This window comes from Marinobacter salarius (genome assembly GCF_032922745.1).
Lineage (GTDB): Bacteria > Pseudomonadota > Gammaproteobacteria > Pseudomonadales > Oleiphilaceae > Marinobacter.
Genome location: NZ_CP136693.1, coordinates 1,570,920 through 1,596,649, shown reverse-complemented (window position 1 = coordinate 1,596,649; position 25,730 = coordinate 1,570,920). Strand labels below are relative to the sequence as shown.

22 protein-coding genes and 1 other RNA gene are annotated in these 25,730 nt (G+C 58.6%); 5 read left to right on the top strand and 18 right to left on the bottom strand.

What is annotated here, in order from left to right; translation table 11 throughout:
* The first annotated feature begins 113 nt into the window (after positions 1–113).
* Together R1T46_RS07340 and ssrA are read left to right on the top strand one after the other, a co-directional pair.
* The gene (locus R1T46_RS07340; protein ID WP_317307859.1) at positions 114–1,532 is read left to right on the top strand and encodes a wax ester/triacylglycerol synthase family O-acyltransferase; all 1,419 of its coding nucleotides are present in this window, start codon (positions 114–116) and stop codon (positions 1,530–1,532) included.
* A gap of 85 nt (positions 1,533–1,617) precedes the next feature.
* Positions 1,618–1,982, top strand: a transfer-messenger RNA (tmRNA) gene (gene ssrA, locus R1T46_RS07335).
* 24 nt (positions 1,983–2,006) lie between these two features.
* On the opposite strand, the gene R1T46_RS07330 is transcribed toward ssrA, so the two are convergent.
* Both R1T46_RS07330 and R1T46_RS07325 read right to left on the bottom strand, forming a co-directional pair.
* Positions 2,007–2,516, bottom strand: coding sequence for an MgtC/SapB family protein (locus R1T46_RS07330; RefSeq protein WP_317307858.1), 510 nt, complete (start codon positions 2,514–2,516; stop codon positions 2,007–2,009).
* A 477-nt stretch (positions 2,517–2,993) separates the two neighbouring features.
* Positions 2,994–4,028, bottom strand: a complete 1,035-nt coding sequence (locus R1T46_RS07325) for an IS110 family transposase (protein ID WP_317307857.1) — start codon at positions 4,026–4,028, stop codon at positions 2,994–2,996.
* Between the two features lie 123 nt (positions 4,029–4,151).
* On the opposite strand from R1T46_RS07325, the gene R1T46_RS07320 reads away from it, so the two are divergent.
* Positions 4,152–4,721: an exopolysaccharide biosynthesis protein gene (locus tag R1T46_RS07320; protein WP_317307856.1), complete on the top strand. Its 570-nt coding sequence runs from the start codon at positions 4,152–4,154 to the stop codon at positions 4,719–4,721.
* A 132-nt stretch (positions 4,722–4,853) separates the two neighbouring features.
* On the opposite strand, the gene R1T46_RS07315 is transcribed toward R1T46_RS07320, so the two are convergent.
* From R1T46_RS07315 to mqo, 5 genes are all read right to left on the bottom strand, one after another.
* Complete coding sequence (locus tag R1T46_RS07315) at positions 4,854–5,723, bottom strand: hypothetical protein (protein ID WP_036212141.1); 870 nt, start codon at positions 5,721–5,723, stop codon at positions 4,854–4,856.
* Between the two features lie 50 nt (positions 5,724–5,773).
* Positions 5,774–7,444, bottom strand: a complete 1,671-nt coding sequence (locus R1T46_RS07310; protein ID WP_317307855.1) for an acetolactate synthase large subunit — start codon at positions 7,442–7,444, stop codon at positions 5,774–5,776.
* Positions 7,445–7,472: 28 nt separating this feature from the next.
* Positions 7,473–9,497 carry a hypothetical protein gene (locus tag R1T46_RS07305; protein ID WP_317307854.1) on the bottom strand — a complete coding sequence of 675 codons (2,025 nt, stop codon included), beginning with the start codon at positions 9,495–9,497 and terminating at the stop codon, positions 7,473–7,475.
* Positions 9,498–9,550: 53 nt separating this feature from the next.
* The gene (locus tag R1T46_RS07300; protein WP_317307853.1) at positions 9,551–10,783 is read right to left on the bottom strand and encodes a carboxylate--amine ligase; all 1,233 of its coding nucleotides are present in this window, start codon (positions 10,781–10,783) and stop codon (positions 9,551–9,553) included.
* A 154-nt stretch (positions 10,784–10,937) separates the two neighbouring features.
* Positions 10,938–12,419: a malate dehydrogenase (quinone) gene (mqo, locus tag R1T46_RS07295; RefSeq protein ID WP_317307852.1), complete on the bottom strand. Its 1,482-nt coding sequence runs from the start codon at positions 12,417–12,419 to the stop codon at positions 10,938–10,940.
* Between the two features lie 332 nt (positions 12,420–12,751).
* Between mqo and R1T46_RS07290 the strand changes: the two genes are divergently transcribed.
* Positions 12,752–13,723, top strand: a complete 972-nt coding sequence (locus tag R1T46_RS07290; protein ID WP_317307851.1) for a calcium/sodium antiporter — start codon at positions 12,752–12,754, stop codon at positions 13,721–13,723.
* Between the two features lie 9 nt (positions 13,724–13,732).
* Here the strand turns inward: R1T46_RS07290 and msrB are convergent, their stop codons facing one another.
* From msrB to chrA, 3 genes are all read right to left on the bottom strand, one after another.
* Positions 13,733–14,161 carry a peptide-methionine (R)-S-oxide reductase MsrB gene (gene msrB, locus R1T46_RS07285; protein WP_041335269.1) on the bottom strand — a complete coding sequence of 143 codons (429 nt, stop codon included), beginning with the start codon at positions 14,159–14,161 and terminating at the stop codon, positions 13,733–13,735.
* A gap of 10 nt (positions 14,162–14,171) precedes the next feature.
* Positions 14,172–14,819, bottom strand: coding sequence for a peptide-methionine (S)-S-oxide reductase MsrA (gene msrA / locus R1T46_RS07280; protein ID WP_317307850.1), 648 nt, complete (start codon positions 14,817–14,819; stop codon positions 14,172–14,174).
* Positions 14,820–14,916: 97 nt separating this feature from the next.
* Positions 14,917–16,095, bottom strand: a complete 1,179-nt coding sequence (gene chrA, locus R1T46_RS07275; RefSeq protein WP_317307849.1) for a chromate efflux transporter — start codon at positions 16,093–16,095, stop codon at positions 14,917–14,919.
* A 146-nt stretch (positions 16,096–16,241) separates the two neighbouring features.
* Between chrA and R1T46_RS07270 the strand changes: the two genes are divergently transcribed.
* Positions 16,242–17,216, top strand: a complete 975-nt coding sequence (locus tag R1T46_RS07270) for a metallophosphoesterase (RefSeq protein WP_317307848.1) — start codon at positions 16,242–16,244, stop codon at positions 17,214–17,216.
* A gap of 9 nt (positions 17,217–17,225) precedes the next feature.
* Here R1T46_RS07270 and R1T46_RS07265 read toward each other — a convergent pair whose 3' ends face one another.
* The 8 genes from R1T46_RS07265 to pqqD all read right to left on the bottom strand — a co-directional run bounded on the left by R1T46_RS07265 (position 17,226) and on the right by pqqD (position 25,728).
* The gene (locus R1T46_RS07265; protein ID WP_036206015.1) at positions 17,226–17,708 is read right to left on the bottom strand and encodes a CDP-archaeol synthase; all 483 of its coding nucleotides are present in this window, start codon (positions 17,706–17,708) and stop codon (positions 17,226–17,228) included.
* A gap of 42 nt (positions 17,709–17,750) precedes the next feature.
* Complete coding sequence (locus tag R1T46_RS07260; protein WP_317307847.1) at positions 17,751–19,127, bottom strand: class II fumarate hydratase; 1,377 nt, start codon at positions 19,125–19,127, stop codon at positions 17,751–17,753.
* Between the two features lie 31 nt (positions 19,128–19,158).
* The gene (locus R1T46_RS07255) at positions 19,159–19,443 is read right to left on the bottom strand and encodes a hypothetical protein (protein WP_036206012.1); all 285 of its coding nucleotides are present in this window, start codon (positions 19,441–19,443) and stop codon (positions 19,159–19,161) included.
* A gap of 49 nt (positions 19,444–19,492) precedes the next feature.
* Positions 19,493–21,244: an ATP-binding protein gene (locus tag R1T46_RS07250; protein WP_317307846.1), complete on the bottom strand. Its 1,752-nt coding sequence runs from the start codon at positions 21,242–21,244 to the stop codon at positions 19,493–19,495.
* Positions 21,228–22,391, bottom strand: coding sequence for an alcohol dehydrogenase-like regulatory protein ErcA (gene ercA, locus R1T46_RS07245; protein ID WP_036206008.1), 1,164 nt, complete (start codon positions 22,389–22,391; stop codon positions 21,228–21,230). The genes R1T46_RS07250 and ercA overlap by 17 nt, the downstream gene beginning before the upstream one ends.
* A gap of 58 nt (positions 22,392–22,449) precedes the next feature.
* Positions 22,450–24,240 (bottom strand): prolyl oligopeptidase family serine peptidase, encoded by a 1,791-nt coding sequence (locus R1T46_RS07240; protein ID WP_317307845.1) that lies wholly within the window; start codon positions 24,238–24,240, stop codon positions 22,450–22,452.
* Between the two features lie 73 nt (positions 24,241–24,313).
* Positions 24,314–25,468 (bottom strand): pyrroloquinoline quinone biosynthesis protein PqqE, encoded by a 1,155-nt coding sequence (gene pqqE / locus R1T46_RS07235; RefSeq protein ID WP_286749682.1) that lies wholly within the window; start codon positions 25,466–25,468, stop codon positions 24,314–24,316.
* Complete coding sequence (pqqD, locus tag R1T46_RS07230; RefSeq protein ID WP_075194481.1) at positions 25,465–25,728, bottom strand: pyrroloquinoline quinone biosynthesis peptide chaperone PqqD; 264 nt, start codon at positions 25,726–25,728, stop codon at positions 25,465–25,467. Before pqqD ends, pqqE begins: the two co-directional genes overlap by 4 nt.
* Positions 25,729–25,730: the final 2 nt, after the last annotated feature.

Genomic DNA, 25,730 nt, shown 5'->3' with positions numbered 1-25,730 from the left:
CATCTGCATCCTCTTTTAGCCCCTTTCTGATCAGCCTATACTCGATCCCTTACCCCAATCCGCATACGGATAGCGGCTACCCAGGGACAGACGGGAAACAAAGGGAGCAAGTAATGACACGCCGACAAACACCCATGTCTGCAGTAGATCGCTCGTGGCTACGCATGGAATGCCCCGAGAACCCCATGATGATTTCAGCGGTGCTGGTGTTTGATCAACCCATTGCCCTCAAGCGCCTCAAGCGCACGCTCGAAGAACGCTTCCTCACCTTCCGGCGCTTTCGACAGCGCGTCGTCACCGAAGGCGACCGCACGTATTGGCAGGACGACCCACTCTTTCATATCGACAACCATATTCACGTTCTTGCCCTGCCCGGCGATGGCGGCAAACAGGAACTGCAAACACTGACCAGCGACCTGACCAGCACCTCGCTGGATTTCCGGCGTCCACTCTGGCAAATCCACTATATCGAGAACTATCAGGGTGGCTGTGCCTTGCTGGTTCGCATCCATCACTGCATTGCTGACGGCATTTCACTGGTGCGAGTGCTGCTTTCGCTGACCGACAACTCACCGGAACCGAGACTCAGCCGGGTATCGACATCCAGCCAATCCAAGGCCCATGCACCTCAAGGCCTACGCCAGCTCGCCAGCCGGGCTTTGCACAATGGACAAACCGCCATCGACCAGGCAGGCCTGTTTCTAAAGTCCGTCCGCAACGAGCCAGGTTACCCGTTCAAACTGGCCACTACCGCTGGCAACATCGCCGTAGATCTGCTCAAGCTCGGCCTCACCCCAGCGGAACCAGACACCTGCCTGAAAAGGCCCTTGAGCGGTCGCAAGCATGTCGCCTGGGCCGACCCGCTGAGTCTCGCCGAAGTGAAGGTGTGCGCCAGAGCCCTGCGCGGCACCGCCAACGATGTACTGCTGTGTGCCGCCGCCGGCGCATTGCAACGGCATTTTTTGGCCACTGGCGAGGCCACGCCGGAGTGCGGCGTTCGCGTTGCCGTGCCGTTTAACCTGCGCCCGATGCGGCAACCCATCGAAACCCTGGGCAACCAGTTCGGGCTGGTGCTGGTCACCCTGCCCGTGGAGGAAACCGATCCGATCATGCGGTTCCGCCAGGTTCAGGAAAACATGAACCGCCTCAAATGCTCCTACCAGGCTCAGGTAACCTACAGCCTGCTGGACCTGTTCGGGCGCGGCCCGGATGTCCTTGAGCGGCGGGCGATCTCCATGCTGAGTAACAAGGCCTCTGCGGTGCTCACCAACGTGCCAGGCCCGAAAGCCCCGGTCTACCTGGCCGGAGCAAAGCTTACCCAACCCATGTTCTGGGTACCCCAAAGCGGCAACATCGGCATCGGTTTGAGCATTTTCAGCTACGCCGGCACGGTGCAGTTTGGCATCACTATCGACAAGAACATCAAGGCCGACCCGGCTAGTGTGATGGGGCATTTCCGCGACAGCTTTGACGAACTCCTGGACGCCGCGTTGCACAACAGCGAACAGAACACCACCCGGGCCGCCAGTTGATAAGTACAACTGACCACCCGACACCACAAAACAAAACCAGGAAAACCTTGAAGTTGGCGGAAGCAGCCACATATACTGTCGGTAAGGGGACGACATGGCTTCGACGCTGGTGGCGAACCCTTGGGTGCATGTCGAGATGGCAGCCAATCTCGTTAATCCAAAGCTGCAACGCAATAGTCGCAAACGACGAAAACTACGCACTAGCAGCGTAAGCTGCTAGTCGTCCTGACCGGGTCGCCCGTAGCCCGGAAGCAACATCTCAGGACGTCATCGCTTACGGGATGCTCCGTTTTCCAGAGTTCACTGGCTAACGGCTAAGATCTAAAGAACTCGGTTCTTGCACCCTGGCTCTCGGGTCGCTTGAACTTAAATCAATAGAGAGACGCTAAACATGTAGACCTCAAGGCTGAGTACTGGCGGACGCGGGTTCAATTCCCGCCGTCTCCACCAACCAACCGAAAAAAGCCCCTGATTTCAGGGGCTTTTTTCGTTACCAGACTCCCGAACTTCCACAGGCTTGGTTGTCTGCCCATCTTCAACCACAGACTCACCAGTCACCGACCGCACCAGCCTTCCCATGTAGCGCAGCGTGAAGAAGTTCAGGGCACTCAGAGCTATGGCAATCTCAAGGTGGTGGTACGCAACAGCCACACCGATCGCGCCACAGTTCCAGATACTGGCGGCGGTGGCGGTGCCGATTACGCGGCTGTCGTCCTTGAGGATGGCGCCGCCGCCAATGAAGCCGATACCGGTGACGATGCCTTGCAGTACGCGGCCCTGTTCGCCCGGGGAGTCGATGACGGCGCGGCCAACGAGCATGAAGCCACATGAGACCACGGCCACCAGCGGAAAGGTTCTCAGGCCAATCCGGGGCCCCTGCTCTTCCCGGTCGAAACCGATGGGGAACGCCAGCAGGTAGGCAATGGCCATCAACAGCAGGTGGTTGAGGGTGAGCATCCAGTCAACGTTGAGCAAGTCTGCCATGGGGATTTCCGGGTTCTGAAGTTTTTGTTATCGCTGAATCGAGATTAGTCCTGGTCTTCAAAGGCTTCAATCATTTCCGCTGCGGTTCGGTCGCAATCGCTGTTTTCCGATTATCGAGAATGGTAGGTTTTAAAGGCTAAATTTGGCAGACGTTACCCTGAGTTCGAGGAAGAATCCGTATATGGTCTCCTCCCCGTTTGCAAGGTCTCCGCGTTGGATGTCAGGGACAGGTTTGCGCCCGTATATCCGGCCTGTTTGATGAGGCGGCTATGTCGCCTCTGGCCTTGATGGAAGATCCGCGCCTGCCGTCCTTATCGACCTAACGGCCTCATGGGCCCTCGGATTTATCAGGTTTTCGGCAGGCCGGTCTGACCTGTTATGCCATCAATCGCTTTGACCCTCGCAACCTGCGAGAAGGGTGACTGCTTTACTGCTCGACGTCGTGTCATTTATTTCTTGCCGTCATTTCCGGCTCATTCATACCGCCAGTCGTTGCTCCAATGGCTGGTAGTGCTCGCCTCGGGCGATAACCACCCAAGCAATACGAACCAACTTGTTGGCCAGGGCGACGGTGGCCTTGTTGAACCCGCGCTCAGCCTTGAGCCGCTGGAGCCACCGGCTCAGTCGGTCAACTTTCCCATCCACCCGGGCAACCACCGCGCGGGCCCCATGGACCAGTTGGGCGCGCACGTACGGGTCGCCCCGCTTGCTGATCCCCAATAGCACGTCTTTGCCTCCGGTACTGTTCTGACGGGGAATCAGGCCCAGCGCTGCGGCAGCGTCTCTGCCTCGCCGGAATTGCCGGCCATCGCCCATCCAGCTTTTCAGTAAGCTGGCGACGACCTCGCCTATACCCGGTACCGCTTGCAGGCGCCGACAGGTCTCGTCCTGTTTCGCCATCGTCTGCACCTGCTCGTCGTACCAGGCCAGCTCGTCTTCCAGCTGCATAAAATGCTGATACTGGCGATTCAGTAACTGCCGACTCCGCTCTGTCAGATCGTTGTCGGCATCCTCCAGGGCTCGGGGCAGTTCCCGACGCAGGGCCGCGAGCCCCTGAGGGATGATCACCCCATACTCGGCCAGCAATCCTCGGAGCTGGTTGCTGATCCGTACCCGATCCTTGCTCACACCCTGGCGCAGCTTGTGCAGCATCCGATCATCCTGCTGCTCAACGTTCTTGATCGGCACTGGGCGAATTCGCCCGTGTTCGCTGGCCTCCGCAATAGCCTGTGCATCGTTGTAATCGTTTTTCTGGCCTCGAAGATACCCCTTCACGTGTTGCGGCGGTAACAACTCAACCTGATGCCCTAACGCCCGGATCTGGCGAGCCCAGTAGTGTGAGCTGCCACAGGCCTCAAGAGCGACCGTGCAAGGCTCTAAACGCACCAGTTGCTCCAGCAACTGTTTGCGGCGCACCTTGCGCTTCCAGCCGCAGTGTCCCTTCAGGCCCAGTCCATAGAGAACAAAGGTGTTTTTTGCGAGATCAATGCCAACCGTTGTAACCTTAGTCATGGTCTCCTCCCACTCGTTCTGATAGAGAAATTCTCACTCCCTATCCTGGCGCATCGCGACGCCGATTAAGAGGGGAGGAGACCATCTCATCGACCTATGCGAAATAATGGCGACCCTACCAACATGCAACAACTGCTGGAGCAGATTCGCGAGTCGGCGGCCGGGGCCGGGCGAGTGTCGGTGAACGATATCATGAATGGCGTGGGGGAACGTTCGTTCGGGCCCGTGGTGCTCGTAGCAGGGCTGATCACCCTGGCGCCGTTGATCGGTGACATTCCCGGCGTTCCAACCATTCTGGGGCTGGTGGTTCTGCTGACGCTGGGGCAACTGTTGTTCCACAGACGCACCATCTGGATGCCGTCCTGGATTTCCCAGCGTTCCGTGCCCCAGGACAAGCTCTTGAAGGGACTGGACTGGCTGCAAAAACCGGCTCGTTTTCTGGATCGTTGGACAGGGCCGCGCCTGGTGTTTCTGGCGGACGGGCCAGGGCTCTATGTGATGGCCATTATCTGCATGCTGGTGGCTCTGGCCATGCCGGCGATGGAGGTGGTGCCCTTCAGCGCCAATGGTGGCGGCGCTGCGTTGACGGCCTTCGGGCTGGCAATCGTAGCGAGGGACGGGTTGTTGGCAATTGTAGCAACGTCGCTCACGCTGGTGACCGGCTGGTTTGTGGTTACCGGGCTGGCGGGGTAATGCTGGATGCGTAAAAAGGAGCCGTCCGTTGGCCCAAAGATGCAGTGGAGCAGGAGCTCCTTTAGTCGCTTTCAGGGACTAACACATCTTCAGTACACCAGATCAATATGACAGTTCTATGACGCCGGGTTATCACCCACGCCCATGAAGCTCTTCAAAAAATACGCGGGTACGCTCAGTGATTTCGTCCAGTTTGGCGTCCCACGTGCGCTTGTAGCTTTTGAAGGTATCGTCACTCAGGCGCGAGATACGCGCTCCCGCCTCAGCTAACGCACGAGAACTGTCGGCAAAGGCGTCGAAATCCGGCTCATCCAGCCTGTCGCTGCTTCGATTGAGGTCCGCCGCGGTTCGCTGTAAGACACTTCGATCTCTCTCAGGCGCCCGCTGGTTGTCTTCCAACGCCTCTTCGATGGATTCCTCCAACTCTTCCATCAGCCCCTGCAGGGCTTGGCCGTACTCTTCCATGGCCTGCTCTGCCCGGCGCTGGGCCTGATCGGAATACGCCTCGAATTCGCGGGCAATGGCGTCCATCTGGCGAGAGAGATCGTCGGAGGACTGTCCGAAACTGGCCGTCAAGCGCTCGCCCAGCCGGTTCATTTCTCCGATCAAACCTGCAAACGGAGACGGATTCATGATCGCCTCGCCGGTGCGGTCGTAATCCACCAGCCAGTCGCCACTCTGTTCCACAAGGTAGGTATTCACTTCCCGGCGCTCGCCGGGGACGCCGTTTTCAGCGGGCAGGCGGGTTACGATCGTAGCTTCGCGATCGTCGATGACCACCCGACCGAAATCAGGCACGGTGCCAGACCAGTCCCGGGCGTAGCCATCGAAGGCAGAGGGGGCGGCAAGCGTCGATAGATCGGCAACGGTATCCGCGTCTTTCTCGGACAGGGCCTGCCAGAATTCAGCGGCCACTTCCTGGGGCGTTTCCGGCTTGCTGCATCCAGCGACCACCACGGCCGCCAGCGCTAGTGCCACCACTCTGAACCACGAGTAACTCATTCGCCCATCCTCAATCAATGTTCAATACTGGGCGAATAATACTACAGGCATTAGAGGTTACAGGTCAGATTTACCAATTCTTCATCAAACACACGGCGGTTTTCGCTGTAGTCCACGGGCACATCGATCAGGTGCACACCCCCCGAGGTCAGTGCGTTTTTCAGCGTCGGCCGCAGGTCTTCGGTACGGGTGATTCTATGGCCAGTGGCACCATAGGCATCGGCGTATTTGACGAAGTCCGGGTTGTTGTAATCCAGCCCGAAGTTCTGAAAGCCTTCCTGGGCCTGCTTCCATTTGATCATGCCGTAGGCATTGTCGTTGATGATCAGTATCACCAGGTTCAGCTTCAGCCGCACAGCGGTTTCCAGCTCCTGGCTATTCATCATGAAGCCACCGTCGCCGCACACCGCCATCACCTTGAGGTGTGGATAGAGCATGGCCGCCATCATGGCACTGGGCAGGCCGGCGCCCATGGAAGCCAGGGCATTGTCGAGCAGCACAGTGTTGTTATCGTAGGCCGGATAATTGCGGGCAAACCAGAGTTTGTACATGCCATTGTCCAGCGCGATGATGCCGTCGTCGGGCATGACTTGGCGTACGTCGTTGACGATTCGCTGGGGAATAACCGGGAAACGGCCATCGTCCGCCTTGTCGGCCATATGGCTGTCCACGGAAGCTTTCACTTCCATAAACCGGCTGAAGTCGTGTGAAGAGCACTGGCCGCATTTCTCGGCCAGGTACTCCACGCTGTTGGCAATGTCGCCCACCACCTCGTGCTGGGGGAAGTAAACCGGGTCTACGTCAGCAGCACTGAAGTTCACATGGATAACCTGTTTGCCGCCGGGATGCATGAAAAACGGCGGTTTCTCAACCACATCGTGTCCGACGTTTATAACCAGGTCGGCGTGATCGATGGCGCAGTGCACAAAATCACCGGCCGAAAGAGCCGCATTACCCAGGTAGCGGGGGTGGCGTTCGTCCACAACACCCTTGCCCATCTGTGTGGTGAAGAAGGGAATGCCGGTCACGTTGACCAGGTGGATCAGGGCCTGGGACACCCGTTTTCGGTTCGCGCCGGCGCCAATCATGATCAGCGGATACCTGGCTTTGCTGATCATGTCGCAGGCAGTGTCCAGGCTCTTGGTACTGGCAGTGGGCCGACGGGCATCACTGGGCTGGAAGATATGGGTATCGCTCTCTGCCACCTCGGAGGCGATGTCTTCCGGTAATTCGAGGTGAACCGCACCGGGGCGCTCTTCGGAAGCCAACCTGAAGGCTTCCCTCACCTTGGCGGGGATGGTGTTGGCGTTGCTGATCTGGCGGGTGTACTTGGTAAGCGGCCGCATCAGGTCCACCACATCCAGTATCTGGAACAGCCCCTGCTTGGACGACTTAATGGGCTTCTGCCCGGAGATCATCATCATCGGCATGCCGCCAAGCTGGGCGTAGGCAGCAGCGGTTACCAGGTTGGTCGCCCCAGGGCCCAGGGTCGACAGACAAACACCCACACGGCCTGTCAGGCGTCCATAGGTCGCGGCCATAAAGCCTGCTGCCTGCTCGTGGCGATTGAGCACCAGCTCAATGCTGGATTCGCGCAAGGCCTCGAGGAGATCCAGATTTTCTTCACCCGGTACCGCGAAGATGTACCGAACACCTTCGTTTTCCAGGGCATGAACAAACAGCTCGGCGCCGTTTCGGCGGTTACTGGCCTCAGCGGTCATCATCTCTCCCGTTCTGGCTTGGTTGGACCTACCCTTCCTGCGGGGGCTCTGCCTGCAGTTCCTCAGCCGGTAACCGGTCTCGGCCCCAACTGCGGTGAATGCGGCTGATCACCCGTTCCAATTCCTCCTCGCCCACTTCCGCAGGTTCACCGCGTTCGAGGGGATCGAAGTGAAAAATGTACAGCCGCGAGGCGAACTGTTCAAAGGGCAAGGATGCCTCACCAAACCGTTCACCTTTCCTGGCGGTACTGACCACCACGTCGTCACCCCAATTCTGACCGCTGTCGTTATTGGGATTGAAGAAATACACCCGCATGACGTCTTCCGGGTCCAGGGTCACACGGAGGATGGTGATGGCGTGCCAGCCAATGAATCTAGCAGCACTGTCAGTAATTGCTACGCCGGCCGGTTGCGGGTGGATCAAAGGCTGATTGCCATTGTAGTAGGGGTGGTAGCTGGCATAGAAATGCCGCAGGAACGTTTCCAGCTCGTCCAGGTGCCCGGTTGCTACATCCACGTTAATGCGGAATCCACGACCCGCGGACCAACCATGGAATTCAGGGTTAACCCACTGGTGGGGGTCGCCCTGGCGGTCCGTACACAGGCGGCCCATTTCCGCATAAATCCGGTCAAGGTGCGGTACTACCACCAGCGAAACCGGATCCAAATCGAGCGTTACTTCCGAGGCCACACCGCCCTGGCTGCCGGAGGAAGAAACCGGGCTGCCCTCGAAGTGCATGATGATTTCGTTATCCCGGGCGGCCCAGGCCACCATTTGCAAAAGATAGTCCGGGTCATTGTAGGCCCACATGGAGAGCGCCCGGGCTGACTGGCAGGTCGGGTTATTTCCCTGACCCACACCAAGGGGCTGACCCAGCATGTTAAGCACACCCTGCAGCAGCCACGCCTTCGGCTGTGGCTGATACCCATAAGCCAATTGGATACGCTCACGGGCTTGCGAACAGATAGAGAGCCTGGCTTGGCGCCAAAGTGCGGGTGCAAGCGGCGGTTGATAGAGAATACCTCGCTCCAGCATCAACGCAAGGCCGTAAAGGCCTTGGGCTGTTTCCGGATAGACGCCTTCGTTGATCAACTCATGCACCAGATCCTTGTAGCAAAGCAGGCAATCGCGGCCGGTACTGGACAGGCCCAGAGCTTCCGTCAGTAGCGCATCCTGACTCTCCAGGATGTGGCGGACAAACGTGGCGTGATAGGGCGATACCAACCCGGTGTCGTGCATGGAGCGGGCGAAACCGGTCGCCTCACTTTGCAGGGCCACGGCGTCCATGGACTGCAGCCGTTCCTGGTAGACAGGAATGCCAGGATCTTCACGGCACGCCTGTGTCGGCCCGTAAAGGCTTGAAATCAGACGCTCCGCACCCTGACCCGCACCACCAAGATCCACATTGGGATCAATGCGGCACAGTGCAATCTGGGTAATCATCTGCCGTACGCTGCTGACCTGGATCGGCCGTTGCTGCAGGATTCGCCAGATCTCTTCGATGAGCTGGTCAATGACATGCTCATAGCCAATCTGGGTGGCAATATGCTGCACCACCGCGCGGCTGACGAGTGCCAGTTTGCCCTGTTCCCGTTCGGCTTCGCCAGACTCACCAAACAGCAAGTTCAGGTTGATGGCCAACACCTGCGTCAGGTAGTGATGCGCCTGCTCCGCGGAAAACGACTCATGCTGATACTCGCCCCGGGCAACCGCCAGCAGCCGCAATTCACTGAGCGCTTCGATGATGACTGTGTCGGCATGGGGGCTTTGCAGGGAAAAGGTCGTCAATGACGGCAACAGGATGGCGGGATCTGCCCAGTCGGTTCCAAGGAACACGCCGGACCGCTCAAGCCATTCGGATCGTTCCTGCAGCGCAAGGCAACCTTCAGGCTGAAGCAACACCCGGCGAACCGTGTCGAACAGTCGGGGAAGTTTACCTGGCTTGGCGAAAGCGCGGCTCTCATCGAGAGCCGCAATCGCGTCGTCCAGTCGCTGCACCAGCTTGTCGAAATTGACGACGGGGGCTGGGTTTCCAGCGTCGGAATTGCTCAAACTGTCTTCCTCAGGGCCTGGACCAGGCCCGTTGTTGTTAATTCCTTACGGAATTATACATAGAAATCCAGTTCTTCCTGATGTTTCAGTAAATCACGCATCGCATACGGGTCTTCACCGAAGAAGTAAATCAGGCCCCAATGCGTGCCAAAGGCGGTACGCTTGGTAACTGTTTCTTCCAGCGGCGGCGTGAGTTCGTGGGATTCGAAGTAATCGTGGTTCTCGGTCTCTTCCGGCATTTCCAATTGGCTGACCACCCGGCGGCGCGGATAAACGCCGAAACAGCCGGCATAACCCTTGGCATCCACCACTTCTTTCGGGAAGAAGGCTTTGACCTCTTCGGCGGTGGTTTTCGGGTCGAAGGTCATGATCAGTGCCTGATAGGCATTGAAGCCGTATGCACGTTCAAGCAGCTCGAACACCTTGAATCCCGGTGGCCGATACGCTACCTCGCCGAAGTACATGGTGCTGTCGCTGGTCACGAAATACTCGGGGTGGATGAACCCGAACTCGATATCGAACGTTTTGATCAGTTTTTCGATCTCGCGTGTAATCTGCTCCCGGTATTTCTCCAGGTCGGGCGTGGCCGGCACAAACACCGAGTAACCCAGGGTCACGTACTCCGAGATATTCAGGAACGCAATCTTGCCGTTGTGAATCCAGGCCTCGACAGCAAACTCCCAACCGTCCAGGTGGGACTCCATGAGCACCGGGAATTCTTCCTCGGGAATGGTATCCACTTCATCCGGGGTACGAATCACCCGGTGGCCCAGGCAACCGGCCTTGTCGAATGCTTTGAGGTGAATCGGGTCATTCGGGTCACCGTCCAGCTTCAGCAGGGTCTGGTTGACGCGCTTGAGGAAACGGATAACGTCGTCCCGGTCGTGGGCCTCCTCGAAAATTCCCACACGAATACCGCCCAGCTGGGCGCGGCGCTTCATCAGGGCCTTGTCCCGCAACAACATGGACTGGCCGAACAGCTTTGGCTGATCCATCAAAACCGAGTTGATAGCGCCTGCCCACTCCACGGTTTCCTCAAACAGTGGAATAGCCACATTAACGCCCATCTCTTTAAGTGTCTGAGCAATTTCAACCGACCGGTCGTTCAGCCGCTCAAAATTCCATGGCACGTAGGGAATATCATGTTCCTTGCAGTATGCCTCTGCCCAATCGGGGGCAACCACCACGTATCGTCGATCAAATTTGTCCGCAGCTTCCACCGCATTCAGGCTCCATCCCAGGAGTGCGATATAGCCTTTATTCGGATCGAATGTTTGCTCGCTCATCATTTGTTCTCCTTGGTGGTGTTTCCTTATAACCTAACGTTTCAGGCGCAAATCGCAACCGAACACGGCGCCCGAAAAACAAAAAGCGCCGGCGGCCCCGGCTTTTAAGACAGGACTACCAGCGCTTACGCAGGTGTTAGATCGTTTGGGAATATCAGCTCAATTTCAGGGTTGAGAGCGTTCGTTCCCGCACTTTGTTGAGTAATTGCTCATCGTCTACCAGCGATTGGCCGTAGGAAGGCACCATCACTTTCATGCGCTCCTGCCATTCCTGAGACCCCATACGCTCCGGGAAGCAGCGTTGGATCACATCGATCATGGCCTGGACAGCCGTCGAAGCCCCCGGCGATGCGCCAAGCAAAGCGGCCAGGGTACCGTCTTTCGCCGCCACAATTTCGGTGCCGAACTCCAGCTTACCGCCACCTTCCGGTGACTTCTTGATAATCTGCACACGCTGGCCAGCGTCCTGCAGGCGCCAGTCTTCTTCGCGGGCGTCCGGGAAGTAGTTGCGCAGGGAAGCCACGCGGTCACTGTGCGACTGGAACACTTCACCAATCAGATAGCGAGTCAGGTCCATGTTGGTGCGGCTCACCGATAACATGGGGCGCAGGTTCGCTGAGCGGACCGAGCCGAATAGATCGAATACCGAGCCCTGCTTGAGGAATCGTGTGGTGAAGCCAGCAAAGGGGCCGAAGAGAAGCGCCGGTTCACCGTTGATGATACGGGTATCCAGATGCGGTACCGACATCGGCGGCGCCCCGATCGGTGCCTTGCCGTACACCTTGGAGTGATGTTGCTGAACGATTTCCGGCTTCTGGCAAACCAGCCACTGACCACTGACGGGGAAACCACCATAGCCCTTGGATTCATCGATGTTGGACTTTTGCAACATCGGCAGCGCTCCGCCGCCGGCACCCAGGAAGACAAACCCCGCCTCTAGCTTCGTCAGCTCACCGGTCTTCTGGTTCTTCACCCGCACCTTCCAGCGGCCATTGTCACGCTTGGCCAGGTAATGCACGGGGCTGCTTAGCATCAGCTCAAAATTCGGCGTGGTTTCCAGGAATTCCACCATGCTGCGGGTAAGAGAGCCAAAGTCCACGTCTGAACCGTGCTTGATTCGAGTGGCGGCTACCTTTTGCATTGGATCCCGGTTGTTGACCACCAGCGGCATCCACTCTTCCAGCTCCCGCGGCGAATCCGTGTATTCCATTTCGCGGAACAGGTGATGGGCACTGAGCTTTTCATGGCGGCGCTTGAGGAACTTCACGCCATCCTCACCCCATACAAAGCTCTGGTGAGGGGTTCGGTTAATGAAGTTTTTGGGGTCCGGCAGCATGCCCTGCTCAACCATATGGGACCAGAACTGCAAAGACACTTCGAACGAGGCATTGATCTTCAACGCCCGCTCAATAGCAACATCGCCATCATCAGTTTCGGGGGTGTAATTGAGTTCGCAGTAGCCGGCGTGCCCGGTCCCTGCGTTGTTCCATCCGTCGGTGCTTTCATGGGCTACGTGATCAAGACGTTCAACCATGACGATGTCCAGGGAAGGATCGAGCTGCCTGAGCATCATGCCGAGGGTGGCGCTCATGACGCCCCCGCCGACCAGCACTACATCTGCCTGTCTAACGGCCATTGGTTATCACCCTAGCTAGTTTAAAGCCTGTTACCCGCCCACGATCAGTAGAGGGGTTTTGAAGTTGCGGCGCGATTATCCCGCTTTTTGACCGGATAATAAATTGCGATTAGCAACTGACTTCCGACCGGAACCCGCCTCGGGCTGAGTGCGCCGGCGCATATGGCAAGGACCAACGTGCTGATTTCATTTACCAACGGTGGCCGTGCGTAGGTCAAACGTTTAAAATGCGCTCGCCGGACGATCTTTGTTACATTCTCACGTCTGCGCTCAACGATATCACCGCCACTTTAGTCTCATACCGTGCGGCTTACACCAACAGGGCACCCTTTATGCTTTTGGCAATCGCAGCAATCATCGCTGGTCTGATTTTACTTGTCTGGAGCGCAGACCGCTTCATTGAAGGCGCGGCGGCCACCGCCAAACACCTCGGTATGCCATCGCTGCTGATTGGTATGGTGATAATCGGATTCGGCACCTCTGCGCCTGAACTGGCCGTGTCAGCCATGGCCGCACTCGATGGCAATCCGGGGCTCGCGCTGGGCAACGCCTATGGCTCCAACATCACCAATATTGCGGTGATCGTCGGCCTTACTGCAGTGATCGCCCCTATTGCGGTCCATTCTCAGGTGATTCGAAAGGAACTTCCGCTGCTGCTGGTTCTGACGGCCATCGCCGGCTACCAGTTGATTGATGGCAAACTGACCCGACTCGACGGTTGGGTGCTGCTTGGTGTGTTCGCAGCCGTCATGGGCTGGTCCATCTATCAAGGCATCCAGGGCAAGGGGGACTCGTTGATCGGCGAGACCGACTCCGAACTGGTTGCCCACCCGATGCCACTGAAAATAGCCGTGATGTGGCTGGTTGTCGGCTTGGTGCTTCTGCTGGTGAGCTCGCGCATGCTGGTCTGGGGAGCGGTGTTTATTGCCCAGGGCCTGGGCGTCAGTGACCTGATCATCGGGTTGACGATCGTTGCCATCGGTACCTCTCTGCCGGAACTGGCCTCTGCGCTGGCGGCCGTCAAGAAAAACGAGCACGACCTGATACTCGGCAACATCGTGGGGTCTGGCATTTTCAACACCCTCGCCGTGGTTGGTCTTGCTGCGACCATTGAGCCCCTGACCGTGGATATGGAAGTGCTTTACCGCGACTGGACCCTGATGACGGCCCTCACCGTCGGGCTTCTGTTGATGAGCTTTGGGCTGACCGGTAAGTCCCGGACCATCGGGCGACCGGACGGCCTGCTGCTGTTGATTGTGTACGTTTGCTACACCAGCTATCTGGTGTCAACAGTGATCCGCTGACCAGGCCAATCAGGCCTGGTTCTCCCTGAACACCATCGCCACCGAATTCAGGCAGTAGCGCTGGCCGGTTGGTGGTGGCCCATCTGGAAACACGTGCCCAAGATGGCTGTCACAACGCGGGCAGCGGATCTCCGTGCGAGCCATTCCCATGCTGTTGTCTTCAATATAGCGGATGTGGTCGGTGTCAAAGGGCTGAAAAAAACTCGGCCAACCGGTACCGGAATCGAACTTGGAGTCGGAACTGAACAGCGGCAATTCGCACAACCGGCAGTAATAGGCGCCTGCGTTCTTGTTGTCCAACAAGGTGCCGCAAAATGGCCGCTCGGTGCCATGATCCAGCAACACGCGGCGCTCCTCGTCAGTCAGGCCCGCGGCCTTTTCGTCCACTTGTTGTGGCGTTAGCGGGGTCAGGTCATAACCTGCAGCAGAAACGCTCATAGCAGCCTCCTCAGGCAATATTGTTGTCGGTGTAACCAGGCTTGAGCTGGTCACCGAACGTGTCCACAAGCTTTTCCATCTTTGGTGCCGCAACAGCCATGATGTAGGGCTGGTGTGGATTCCGTGCGGCAAAATTCTGGTGATAGTCTTCCGCCGGATAAAAGGCATCCAACGGCTCCAGGGTCGTCACCAGAGAATTATCATAAACGCCCAACGAATTCAGTTGGCGAATGTAGGCCTCTGCCACCTGTTTCTGTTCGTCATTCTCGTAAAAAATGGCGGACCGGTATTGGGTGCCACGGTCGTTTCCCTGCCGGTTAAGCTGGGTTGGGTCGTGGGCCACTGAGAAGAATACCTTCAGGATTTCCCCGAAGCTGACGGTCTGCGGGTCGTAATGAACATCCACCACTTCCGCGTGCCCGGTCTGGCCGCTGCACACTGCTTCATAGTTGGCGGTATCCGCTCTGCCCCCGGCATAGCCGGATTCCACCCGGCTAACGCCGTTCACCGCCAGGAAAACGGCTTCCACACACCAGAAACAGCCACCGCCAAGCACGACCCTTTGCTCGCGGTTATCGCCGGCTGGCAAATCACTTTCAGGCTCCGGAAAGCGACTTTTCGGTACGTTCAAGCCCGGAATTGTGCAGGATGTGGACATAATCAACCTCTGCCTCTGAATCATTACCGTTCATTTAGTTTTCCAATATCCAAGTGTGGCCTTCCTGACCGGTTTTAGCTACCCCCACTCTGGGGCATCAGAAAACCAGCAAGCCCACCAGCGCACTGCCGGGTGCCAGTATCCAGACCGGCACCTTCCATATCGCCAGGGAAACCCAGGCCAGCAGGACAAACGCAATTCCCCCTGCATCGTGTACGGCTGAGGTCCATACCGGATCATACAGCGCCGCCAGCAGAAGCCCGACAACGCCGGCATTCACCCCGGCCAGGGCCGCCCGTGCAACTGAATGGCTACGAATGTACGACCACAGGGGTAGACCGGCAAATACCAGCAGGGTTCCCGGCAGGAAAACAGCGACCACAGCCACGGCGGCACCGGTCCACCCACTCTCGACACCACCCAAAAACGCTGAGAAAGTGAAGAGTGGTCCGGGCATGGCCTGTGCGACGCCGTAACCGGCCAGGAAGGTATCCGCCGACAGGTGTCCGGGCGCCACAAACCCCTCCTGCAGCCAGGGCAACACCACATGACCACCCCCGAACACCAGGGCCCCCGCGCGATAGAGCTCAGACCAGATCCAGGCCAGGGAGCCGGATACCAGGGGAACGAATGCCATCAACAGCAGCACTGAAAATGCCACCAGGAACATCATAGGCCGCCCGGTTTGAACCGGTATGGTCAATGACTCTTCCACGCGCTTTTGCGGCAGTTGCATTGCAGCACCCACCGCACCGGCTGCGAGCAGGACGAGTATCTGCATCCAGGCCGCGCCCGCCATCAGCAGGACAACCGCGACCACCACGGCAATCGACAGGCGCGGAGCATCCGGGCACAGGGTTTTGCCCATTTGCCAAACCGCCTGGGCAACCACGGCGACCACAAACAACTTAAGGCCGGTTATCCAGCCACCCTGCCCTGCGTCCGGCCACAGGCCAAGGCCGAGCGCAAACAGCGTCATCAATAGTGCCGATGGCAGGGTAAAGCCAAGCCAGGCCGCAGCGCCACCACTATAGCCCCTCTGAAGAAACCCCAGGGTTAACCCCACCTGGCTGGAGGCAGGTCCAGGCAATAGCTGACACAATGCCACTACCTCGCCATAGGCGTCGTCTGACAACCATCGCCGGCGCTTTACGAATTCGTCATGGAAAAACCCCAAATGGGCCGCCGGACCGCCGAAGGACGTCAGGCCAAGACGCAGAAACAACAGGAAAATGTGCCAGGCTGGCAAGGCCCCGGCGTATGTATCCTTGGTCATGGAACGCTCTTAATCGTGGCAACGTGTGTTAAGAATGATGAACATTATGACGCTCCGGTTGCATCACTCCCAGTCCCGACCATAATGAAAGGACGGGTTGACCGGATCGTGACAGGTAACGTTTCCAACAACCAACAGGACCAGCAATGACCGCCCGGGCCCATACACCAGACAATCAGGATGAACTCCTGGAGTATCGCCTGAGCCTCCGCCTTGGCCCGGTACACGCGCGCCAGCGCCTGGGTATCGAACGGGAAGCGGAAGCTCGCGTGTTCGGGCCGGGCCACCAGTCGTTCCATCTTGAAAACATAACCTCCGCACCACGCTTCATCAGTGCGTGCCTGAAGCTGACGGGCTTGTTCCGGAGAGGCCAACATAATAGCCGCCGGCTGGATACCGCCCACAATCAGTTCCACATCCCCGGCCTGCCCTCTGCCTTCGAAGGCTTTCGCATACTGCACCTTACCGACCTCCACGTGGATATGGATGAAGCCAACCTGCAGGCCGTAATCCGTCAAATCGAGCCCCTTGAGTACGATGTGTGCGTGCTCACCGGGGACTACCGTCGCCTCACCTGGGGGCCGATCGACAATGCCATGGACGGTATGGCAAGGCTGCGGGACGCTATTCGCGGCAAAGCCTACGCTGTACTGGGCAATCACGACAGCGTACGCATGGTTCCTGGCCTTGAGGACATGGGCTATCACCTGCTGATGAACGAGCATATCGAGCTCCAGCAGGGAGAGGACAAGCTCTATCTGGCGGGAGTGGACGATGCCCATTTCTACAAGGTTCACAACCTGCACCGGGCAGGAGACCAGATACCCCCGGGTGGCATCAGCGTTTTGCTGAGCCACACACCGGAAATCTGGCGCGAGGCTGCGCATGCGGGCTACGACATTTTTCTGTGCGGCCACACCCACGGCGGCCAGATCTGCCTGCCCGGAGGCGTCCCCGTGACCCTGGATTCCGATTGTCCCAGAGAACTCGGCCGTGGTTACTGGCGCCGCAACGGTATGCAGGGCTACACCTCACCCGGCGCAGGCACGTCGGTGGTCAATGTGCGCCTGAATTGCCCGCCGGAAGTGACCATACACACCCTTACGCGAGGCCCGGACTGAGTTCGGGGCTTAGTGCGGCTGATGGCGAATACCCAGGCGGTATAGCAGGGGCGACAGCAGGATATTGGCCAAGGTAAACAGCACGACCACCACCACCACCGTGAACCAGCTCAGCCCCAGCCAGGGCCATGCCAGGATCATCGGCAACAAGGCTTCGGGGATCTGGTCAAGCCCAACGGCCCGGGCACTTGAGGCGAGCCCTGCACGGCGCTTGATGAAACTGCTGATGACATCGCCGGTCAGCCCCAGCACGCCGAAAGCCAGGCCAAATACGACCCCTATCCCGGTGATCCACGCAAACAGGCTGCACGCCAGCGCACCGGATACGACACCCCGCCAGGTTTTGCTTGGCCCCAACACCGGCTGTCCGTCCCGCCATAGCCGGCCGCCATCAATAGGGGCCGACCAGCGCCGGCCAAGCAGCCGGGCGGCAAGCACCGGTACGCCATTCGCCAGCACCAGCATCACAAAGAGCTCGATAAAAATCAGCAATCGGCTCAGTCTCCGTCAGGACCGCCCGTTCGGCGGTTACTATCAGGCAAGCCCGCCTTTGGTCAGCTTCAGCGGGTCCATCAGTTCCTCCAGCCGTTTCCGGTCAAGTCCACTGCGCTCTTCCGCCACGTCAATCACCGGTCGGCCGCTCTGATAGGCTTCCTTGGCAATATCGGACGCCAAGCTGTAACCGATTTCGGGGTTCAATGCGGTGACCAACACTGGATTTTTGCCGACTGCGGCATCCAGATGATCGGTATTCACCGTGAAATCCCGAATTGCCTTGTCACCGAGCATGGTCGAGGCATTGGTCAGCAGTTCGATCATGTCCAAGAGGTTCGCGCCTACCAGCGGTAACATCACATTCAACTGGAAATTGCCCGACTGTCCTGCCATGGCAACGGTGCTGTCCAGCCCCATCACCTGGGCCCCGACCATGGCTACCGACTCCGGAATCACCGGGTTGACCTTGCCTGGCATGATGCTGCTGCCCGGCTGTAGGGCCGGCAGGCTGATTTCCGCCAGGCCATGAATCGGCCCACTGTTCATCCAGCGCAGGTCATTGGCGATCTTGGTCAGTACGATGGCCAGCCCACGCAGTTGGGACGACAGGGCCACGGGCGCGTCGATGGCACTCTGCCCCACGAATTTATGTTCCAGGGAGCGGAAATGGTAACCCGTATTGGCGGTGAGGAACTTGATGAACTGCCCTGGAAATTCTTCCAGTGCATTCACCCCAGTTCCCACGGCAGTCCCGCCCTGGGGTACCGCGAGTAAGTCATCAGCCGCGGCCTCAAGCCGTTTTTCCGCGGCAAGCAATTGCTCTCGCCAGGTTCTCAACTCCTGCCCCAGGGTGACCGGCATGGCATCCATCAGGTGAGTACGGCCGGTTTTAACCTGATTCGCAAACAACGCCTCACGCTCGTAGATAACCCCGCACAGGTGGGTCAGCGCCGGAATCAAACGCTCGTAAATGCCTGCCAAGGCACTGACATGAATGGCCGTCGGGATCACGTCGTTGGAACTCTGGCTCATGTTGACGTGATCGTTGGGGTGAATCTCGACATCCTCCCTTGCTGCCAGGGCTGCGATGACCTCGTTCACATTCATGTTAGTGCTGGTGCCCGACCCCGTCTGGTAACGATCTATGGGAAACTGGTCAGCGAATTCACCATTTATCAGGCGATCGCCGGCCACCACAATGGCATCCCTCAGATCGTTATCCAATAAACCGAGGCTGGCGTTGGCATCTGCGGCTGCCTGCTTCACTCTTACCACCGCCGCAATGAATGCCGATGGCATCGGCAAGCCACTTACCGGAAAATTCTCTACGGCCCTCTGGGTCTGTGCGCCCCAAAGAGCCTCTTCAGGAACGCGCACTTCGCCCAGGCTGTCTTTTTCAGTCCTGAAATTCATCATGACATCCTCCTCTGTTCACAGGCATTGAGGCTCACCCGTTTGGCGGTGACTTCAGTCTGACATGGTCGCAAATGCCGGTAACCTGATCAAAATTCAGGATCAGGGTATGAACTGTGTTGGTATAGGTGTCGTGAAGGTGAAACTTGAAGCGATGTTGCTTCTCCCCCTGAAGGAAACCGTCATACTCCCGCACCAGCTCCCGCACGTCTCCTCCCTCGTCCCTCGACCAGGTGGCGTTGAAGGGCCCGAGGACGGCACCGCCAGATAGGCAAACAGTCACTTCGTGATTGGTAAGGGCGTTTTCCGGAACGGACATGGCACACTCTCCTGACAAAACGAACATTGACAGAATAAAGTGTAGACCGTCATTGCGATTCTGAGTTCAGGGATGTGGCAAGACTGGATACCAGCGCCCGAAGACGGTTGGGCTTGACCGGCTTGTTGAGCACAGGCAGATACTGTGCACTGATGAGCCGGCGTGTTTCATCGCTGCGATCAGCGGTAATGATGGCGGCCGGTATATCATGACCAAAGTGACGCCGAACCGCGTACACCGCCTGACAACCCGTCAGGTTCTCATCCAGGTGGAAATCGGCGAGGATGATATCGGTGCCACTGCAATGCGCCACGGCATCCTCCGCACTCCCCGCCGTAGTGACCATACAACCCCAACGCTCCAACAAGACTCGCATACTTTCCTGCACCGGCTCTTCGTTATCGATCACCAGAACACGCAGCCCGTCAAAGAACGCAGGTGCTGCTACCAAAGGTTCCCCTATCTGGCCGCTGGCAGGCGCTTCGGTGAAGCGTGCCAGGGGAATGAGAACACTGAAGCAAGAGCCTTTGCCATGATGTGAATCCACACGGATGTCGCAGGCCAATACCCTCGCCATTCGCTCAACGATCGCCAATCCCAGGCCCACCCCCTGGCGGCCACCGCCCTTGGGCAGTATCTGGTGAAACTCCCGGAAGATATCCTCCAGCTTTTCCTGCTCGATACCCACGCCCGTATCCCACACCCCGATTTCCAGGTTGGGACCACGCTTGCGGGCAGCAAACAGAACGCCACCTTCACGGGTGTAGCGAAACGCGTTGCTCAACAGGTTACGGAGGATCCGTGTCAGCATTCGCGGGTCAGTACGCACGTAACCTGCGCCTGAGCGTACCCGGAAGTGCAGTTCCGCGTTCTCAGCCACCGGTTCGAATTCCTGGGCCAGTCCCCGCATCAGTTCGCCAATGTCGGCATGGACAAAGTCCGGTCGCATGGCCTTCTGGTCCAGTTTGGATATATCCAGAAGATCCGCCAGCAGATCCTCGGCACTTTCCAAAGACCGCTGCACACGCTGAACAAGTCGATTCTCGTCCGCAGGCAGATCGCTGTCCATCAGGGCGGACACCAGTAACCTGGCCGCATTCAGGGGTTGCAGTAAATCATGACTGGCCGCCGCGAGGTACTTGTCTTTGCTCTCATTGGCCTCCTTGGCGGCCTCTACAGCCACCACCAACTCCCGCTCCACCCGTTCGCGCTGCTCGATCTGGTAACGCAGCACCACGTTGGCGTTCTGCAGCTCTTCGGTGCGCTCCTCCACACGGCGTTCCAGATCCGCGTTGAGCTGGCGCAACTCTTCTCGCGCCTGGTGGCGCTCGGTGATATCGGCGACAAAGGCCTCCACCACTTCCGGACCGAGGTCTGGCCGCCGCAACAACGTGATTGCCACCTGCACTGGCGTATTGTCCGCGCGTCTGAGCCGGGTTTCCCTTGCACTGAGGCTGCCGTTGTCCAGCAACTCCTGTCGGATGGCATCAAACTCACCAGAACTGCAGAATAGCTGTTCGCGCAAGCGGATAACCCCGGCCACCAAGGCCTCGGCGCTGTCGTAGCCGCAAATCCGCGCCATGGCCGGATTGACGGCCACAAAGCCACCGCGGAGATTGGCCTGGAAGATGCCATGAAGGGCGTTTTCAAAAAGCCATTTGTAGCGGTTGCGCTCGTTTTCCAGTTCATCGATCCGTTGCTGCAGTGCCGGGTAGTAATTCTTGCGTACCGACTGGCTGCCAAGGCCGAGCAGATCGCCGATGTCGTAGTCAGCGTCGTTGGAATCAGAGGGCTTCTTCATAAACAACTTCGACGTCACGGCGTGAGGACTTGCGGGGATTGGTCAGGATGCATGGGTCCTGCAGCGCGAAGCCCGACAGGTAAGGGATGTCAGATGTGGTCACGCCCAGTTTGCCAAGTTTGGCCTCCAGCCCCACGGCCTGTTTCAACGTGATGATTCGCCCCATCAGGCGCTGTTTGATCACCGGTTTCGACATGCCGCGGGTGTCGATATCCATGGCCTCCGCCACCCGCCGGAATCGATCCTCGGCCGAGGTGTAGTTGTAGGCCACAACGTGTTCCAGCAGCAAGGCGTTGCAAAGTCCGTGGGGCAAATCAAGGTACCCGCCCAGACTATGGGACATGGCATGCACCGCCCCCAGAATGGCATTGGAAAACGCCAGGCCGGCCTGCATGGAGGCCAGCATGATCTGCTCCCGCAAGTGCACGTTGGCGGTGTTCAAGACCAGCGGTTCCAGATGGCGATTGATCAGCCGAATCGCTTCCAGGGCGTTGGTATCAGTGAGCGGCCCACTACCTGTGGACACATAGGCCTCAATAGCATGCACCATGGCATCCACCCCGGTACAGGCCGTCAGGTAGGCGTCCATGGTTTCCGTCACTTCCGGGTCGATCAGCGATACATCCGGCACTACCGCCTTGCTGATTATGGAGAACTTGAAGCGTCGGTCCGGGTCGGAAATGATCGCGAACTGGGACACATCGGCGGACGTGCCGGCCGTGGTAGGGATCAGGATCATTGGCGGCGACGGCGAGGTAATGGTGTCCACACCCTCAAACTCGAGAATGTTCCGGCCATGGGCGCTGACGATGCCGATGCCCTTGGCGCAGTCCATGGGGCTGCCGCCACCAATGGCGACAATGACGTCACACTCATTGGATTTGTACAGCTCTGCCCCGGCCATGACTTCATCCACTTTCGGATTGGCAGAAACACCGGTAAAAACAGTGACACGAAGCCCGGCTGTCACCAGGATGTCCATGATCTCTGCAACCCAGCCAGCCTTCTCCACACCTGGGTCCGACACCAGGAACACGTGGCGGGCACCAACGTTGCTGGCGAAGTTGGCTACCGCCTTGCGTGAGCCGGCACCAAAGACAATCTCGGGGGACACAAACTTGCGCAGGGCAGAAATGTCGTAGCTCATGGGCGCTCTCTTCAGTGTTGCTGTTGTTATTGTATAGACCCTGAGTTTACCTTAAGCGTTACCCGCCATCATTCCACTTTTGGCTATTTCGACAGTAGAAAGTGAGCAGGTTTTCCAACAGGGCGACCTGGTTTTTCCGCTGCCGGAAACCGTGCCCTTCATCCTCAAACCACCAGAGCTCCACTGGCTGCGCGTTCTGCTCCAGAACTCGTACCATTTCCCGGGTCTGCTCGGGCACGACCACACGATCCTGGCCACCCTGAAAAAAGATCATCGGCCTCCGGATGCGATGCGCCTGCTGAACGGGTGTGCGCTTATGCCAGCGCTCAGGATAATCACTCGGCGCACCCAACAGCCAGTCCAGGTAGCCTGACTCGAATCGGTGCGTCACCTCCCTCAGACGGGCCGGATCGCTAACACCAAACAGGCTCGCTCCGGCCCGGAATCGTGTACTGCGAATCATCGCCATCAACGCGGTATATCCACCAGAGCTACGGCCCTGTACAAACAGCCGGCTGGCGTCTGCCCGGCCAGTGGCTACCAGGTGGTCCGCTGCCCGCTCCATGTCCTCCACATCGGACTGGCCCCAGTTGCCAGCGAGTGCCATGCGAAAGCGGCGGCCAAATCCCGCGCTGCCGCGATAATTGACATCGGCGACCGCAAAGCCATGGTGGCACCAGAACTGGACCTGCGGATTGAAGACCGGCCAGGCCGTCGACGTGGGCCCACCGTGAGCGATCAGGATCAATGGCGGTGGGTTGTTTTCAGACGAGCCACCGACGGGCGGATACCAGAACCCACCCATCTCCTCCTGCCCCCCATTCGATGGCGGCATCTTGAAAGGCGCTGGCGCAACGATAGGCGTATCAGCGAACGGCGCTTCGCCCCCGGCTAGCAGGCGGACCCGCTTGGTTGCCAGATCCACCGCCAATACCGAGTCGAGCCGGGTTGCCGATCGGGCAATACAATAAAGCTGGCCATCGGAGGCCGTCATATGCCGAAAGTCGTTGAAGTCCGGCGCAACTCTCGCGGGCGATGAACCGGCGGAACGCTTCAGCCATAGCTCCCCAACCCCATTTACGTAGCGTGCCCAGGCCCAACCACCCTGCCCCAACGGGCAAAAATGGCGTTCGCCCAATTGCCAGGGGGCGCTCGCGTGATCCGCTGCTGTCGAGTCCAGACAAGTCCATTTGGCCTGTTCATCTGGCCATGAAACGCACCAGGTCTGCCACCATCCTTCGTGGTCCGACAGCACGTACAGCGTTTCACCATCGAACACAGGCTGCTGCACGCTGCCTTCTTGTGATGTGGGCCAACAACGGGCGCGAACCAACATACCGTCTTCATTAACATCCGCGGTCCACAGAACGGATCTCACCCAGGGCATATCCGGTAACGACCAACAAACCCATGCCATGCGTTCACCGCTGGCGGAGAGCGCCGGTGCGCTGTAAAAATCCTCGCTGTCGTGCAGGGGCACAATCTCGTTGTAGTCTCGAACCGCCACCAACTGCTGACAACCCGAACGTTCACGTACGGCCAGGGTGCGGTGATGAAGCGAGTCCCATACCAGCCCACCGAAGCTGGCGCCCGTATCCTGTGTTACGGCGTTTGTGGCGCCCGTAACAGGATCGATACGATGGATCTGCTGTTGGGATGCCTCAACTGCGTACACCGTGTCGTGCCCGGCGCACAGCGCACCTCCGCCGTAACCATTGACCTGACTGCGAATACCAAAAGTCGGAGGAGAAGCCCATTGAGGGCTCTCGTTACCCATTTTTCGGAGCAGGTTGTGACCGCTGTCAGGGTCGAACTCCAGCCAGAATACACCGGCCTGACTGGCAGCCACCCATCCTCGCTGGGTAAACGCCGCAGAAGCCCGTTCAGCTGAGAGCGACGGAGATCGGGGCCGATTCCAGGCATCAGCTCCGGAAGAACAACCGGGAGTTGTTGGTGTTGCGATAGGTCAGCTCCTCCAGCCCGGCGGTGGCGTGGTCCGCCGCCTGGCGGGCGGCGAGGATGCGGTCATGATGGGGTGATTTACTACAAACCGGGTCGGCGTTGTCGGCATTACCGGTCAGCAGGTAGGCCTGGCATCGGCAGCCGCCGAAATCCTTTCCTTTTTCGTCGCAGGACCGGCACGGCTCTGGCATCCAGCTGTCACCCCGGTAATGGTTGAAACCCGGGCTGTCATACCAGATGGAGTGTAGCGAGGAATCCCGTACATTGGGAAACTCAATCGGCAACAGGCGAGCACTGTGGCAGGGCAACGCGGTGCCGTCTGGCGCTACGGTGAGGAACAGGCTGCCCCACCCATTCATGCAAGCTTTTGGCCGCTCTTCGTAATAGTCCGGTGTGACAAAGATCAGCTTCATCGCCGATCCGTCGTCTGCCAGACGTTGACGATAGCGGTTGACCTCAGCCTCCGCCTTTTCCAACTGCGCCCTGGAGGGCATCAGCCCCTCCCGGTTCTCGAAGGCCCAACCGTAGTACTGGCAGGTGGCCAGCTCCACGTAGTCCGCTCCCAAACGGTCACAGAGGCTGATTATGTCGTTCATCTGATGGATGTTGTGGCGATGGATCACGAAGTTGAGCACCATGGGGTAACCCGCCTCTTTTACCGCACGGGCCATGGCCAGCTTCTGCTCGAAAGCCTTGCGTGAGCCGGCCACGGCGTTGTTCAGTTCCGGGTCTGAGGCCTGGAAACTGACCTGGATATGGTCCAGCCCGGCGTCGCGGAAAGCGTTTACCTTGGCCTCGGTGAGCCCCAGGCCGGAGGTTATCAAATTGGTGTAATAGCCCAGATGCCTGGCCTCTGAGATCAGCTCCGGCAGGTCCTGGCGCACCAGCGGTTCGCCGCCGGAAAAGCCCAGTTGGGCGGCTCCCATCTCACGTCCCTGGCGCAGCACCCTGACCCACTCTTCGGTGGTCAGTTCCTGCTGGGTCTGCGCAAAATCCAGTGGGTTGGAACAATATGGGCATTGCAGCGGGCATCGGTAGGTCAGTTCCGCCAGCAGCCATAGGGGCGGACCAATACCAGGGCGATCGCCCGCCGGCATGGTGTCGTGCTGACTCATGGAAACAGTATCCAGTGCTGCTGTTCGGCGTCCTTGAGGAAATCACTGACATCGTTTGCCAGGGATCCCGCATCGGGGAACTGCTGTTCCAGGATAGCGACAATATCGGCCACCGTGCGCTGGCCATCCACTTCCTTCAGCACCGCCCCGGCACTGTCGTTCAACCGCACCATACCTTCGGGATACAACAGCACATGGGCGTTTTGGGCCGGCTCCCACTGGAAACGGAACCCCGGGCGAAGGCGCGGGGTGCGCTCCATGA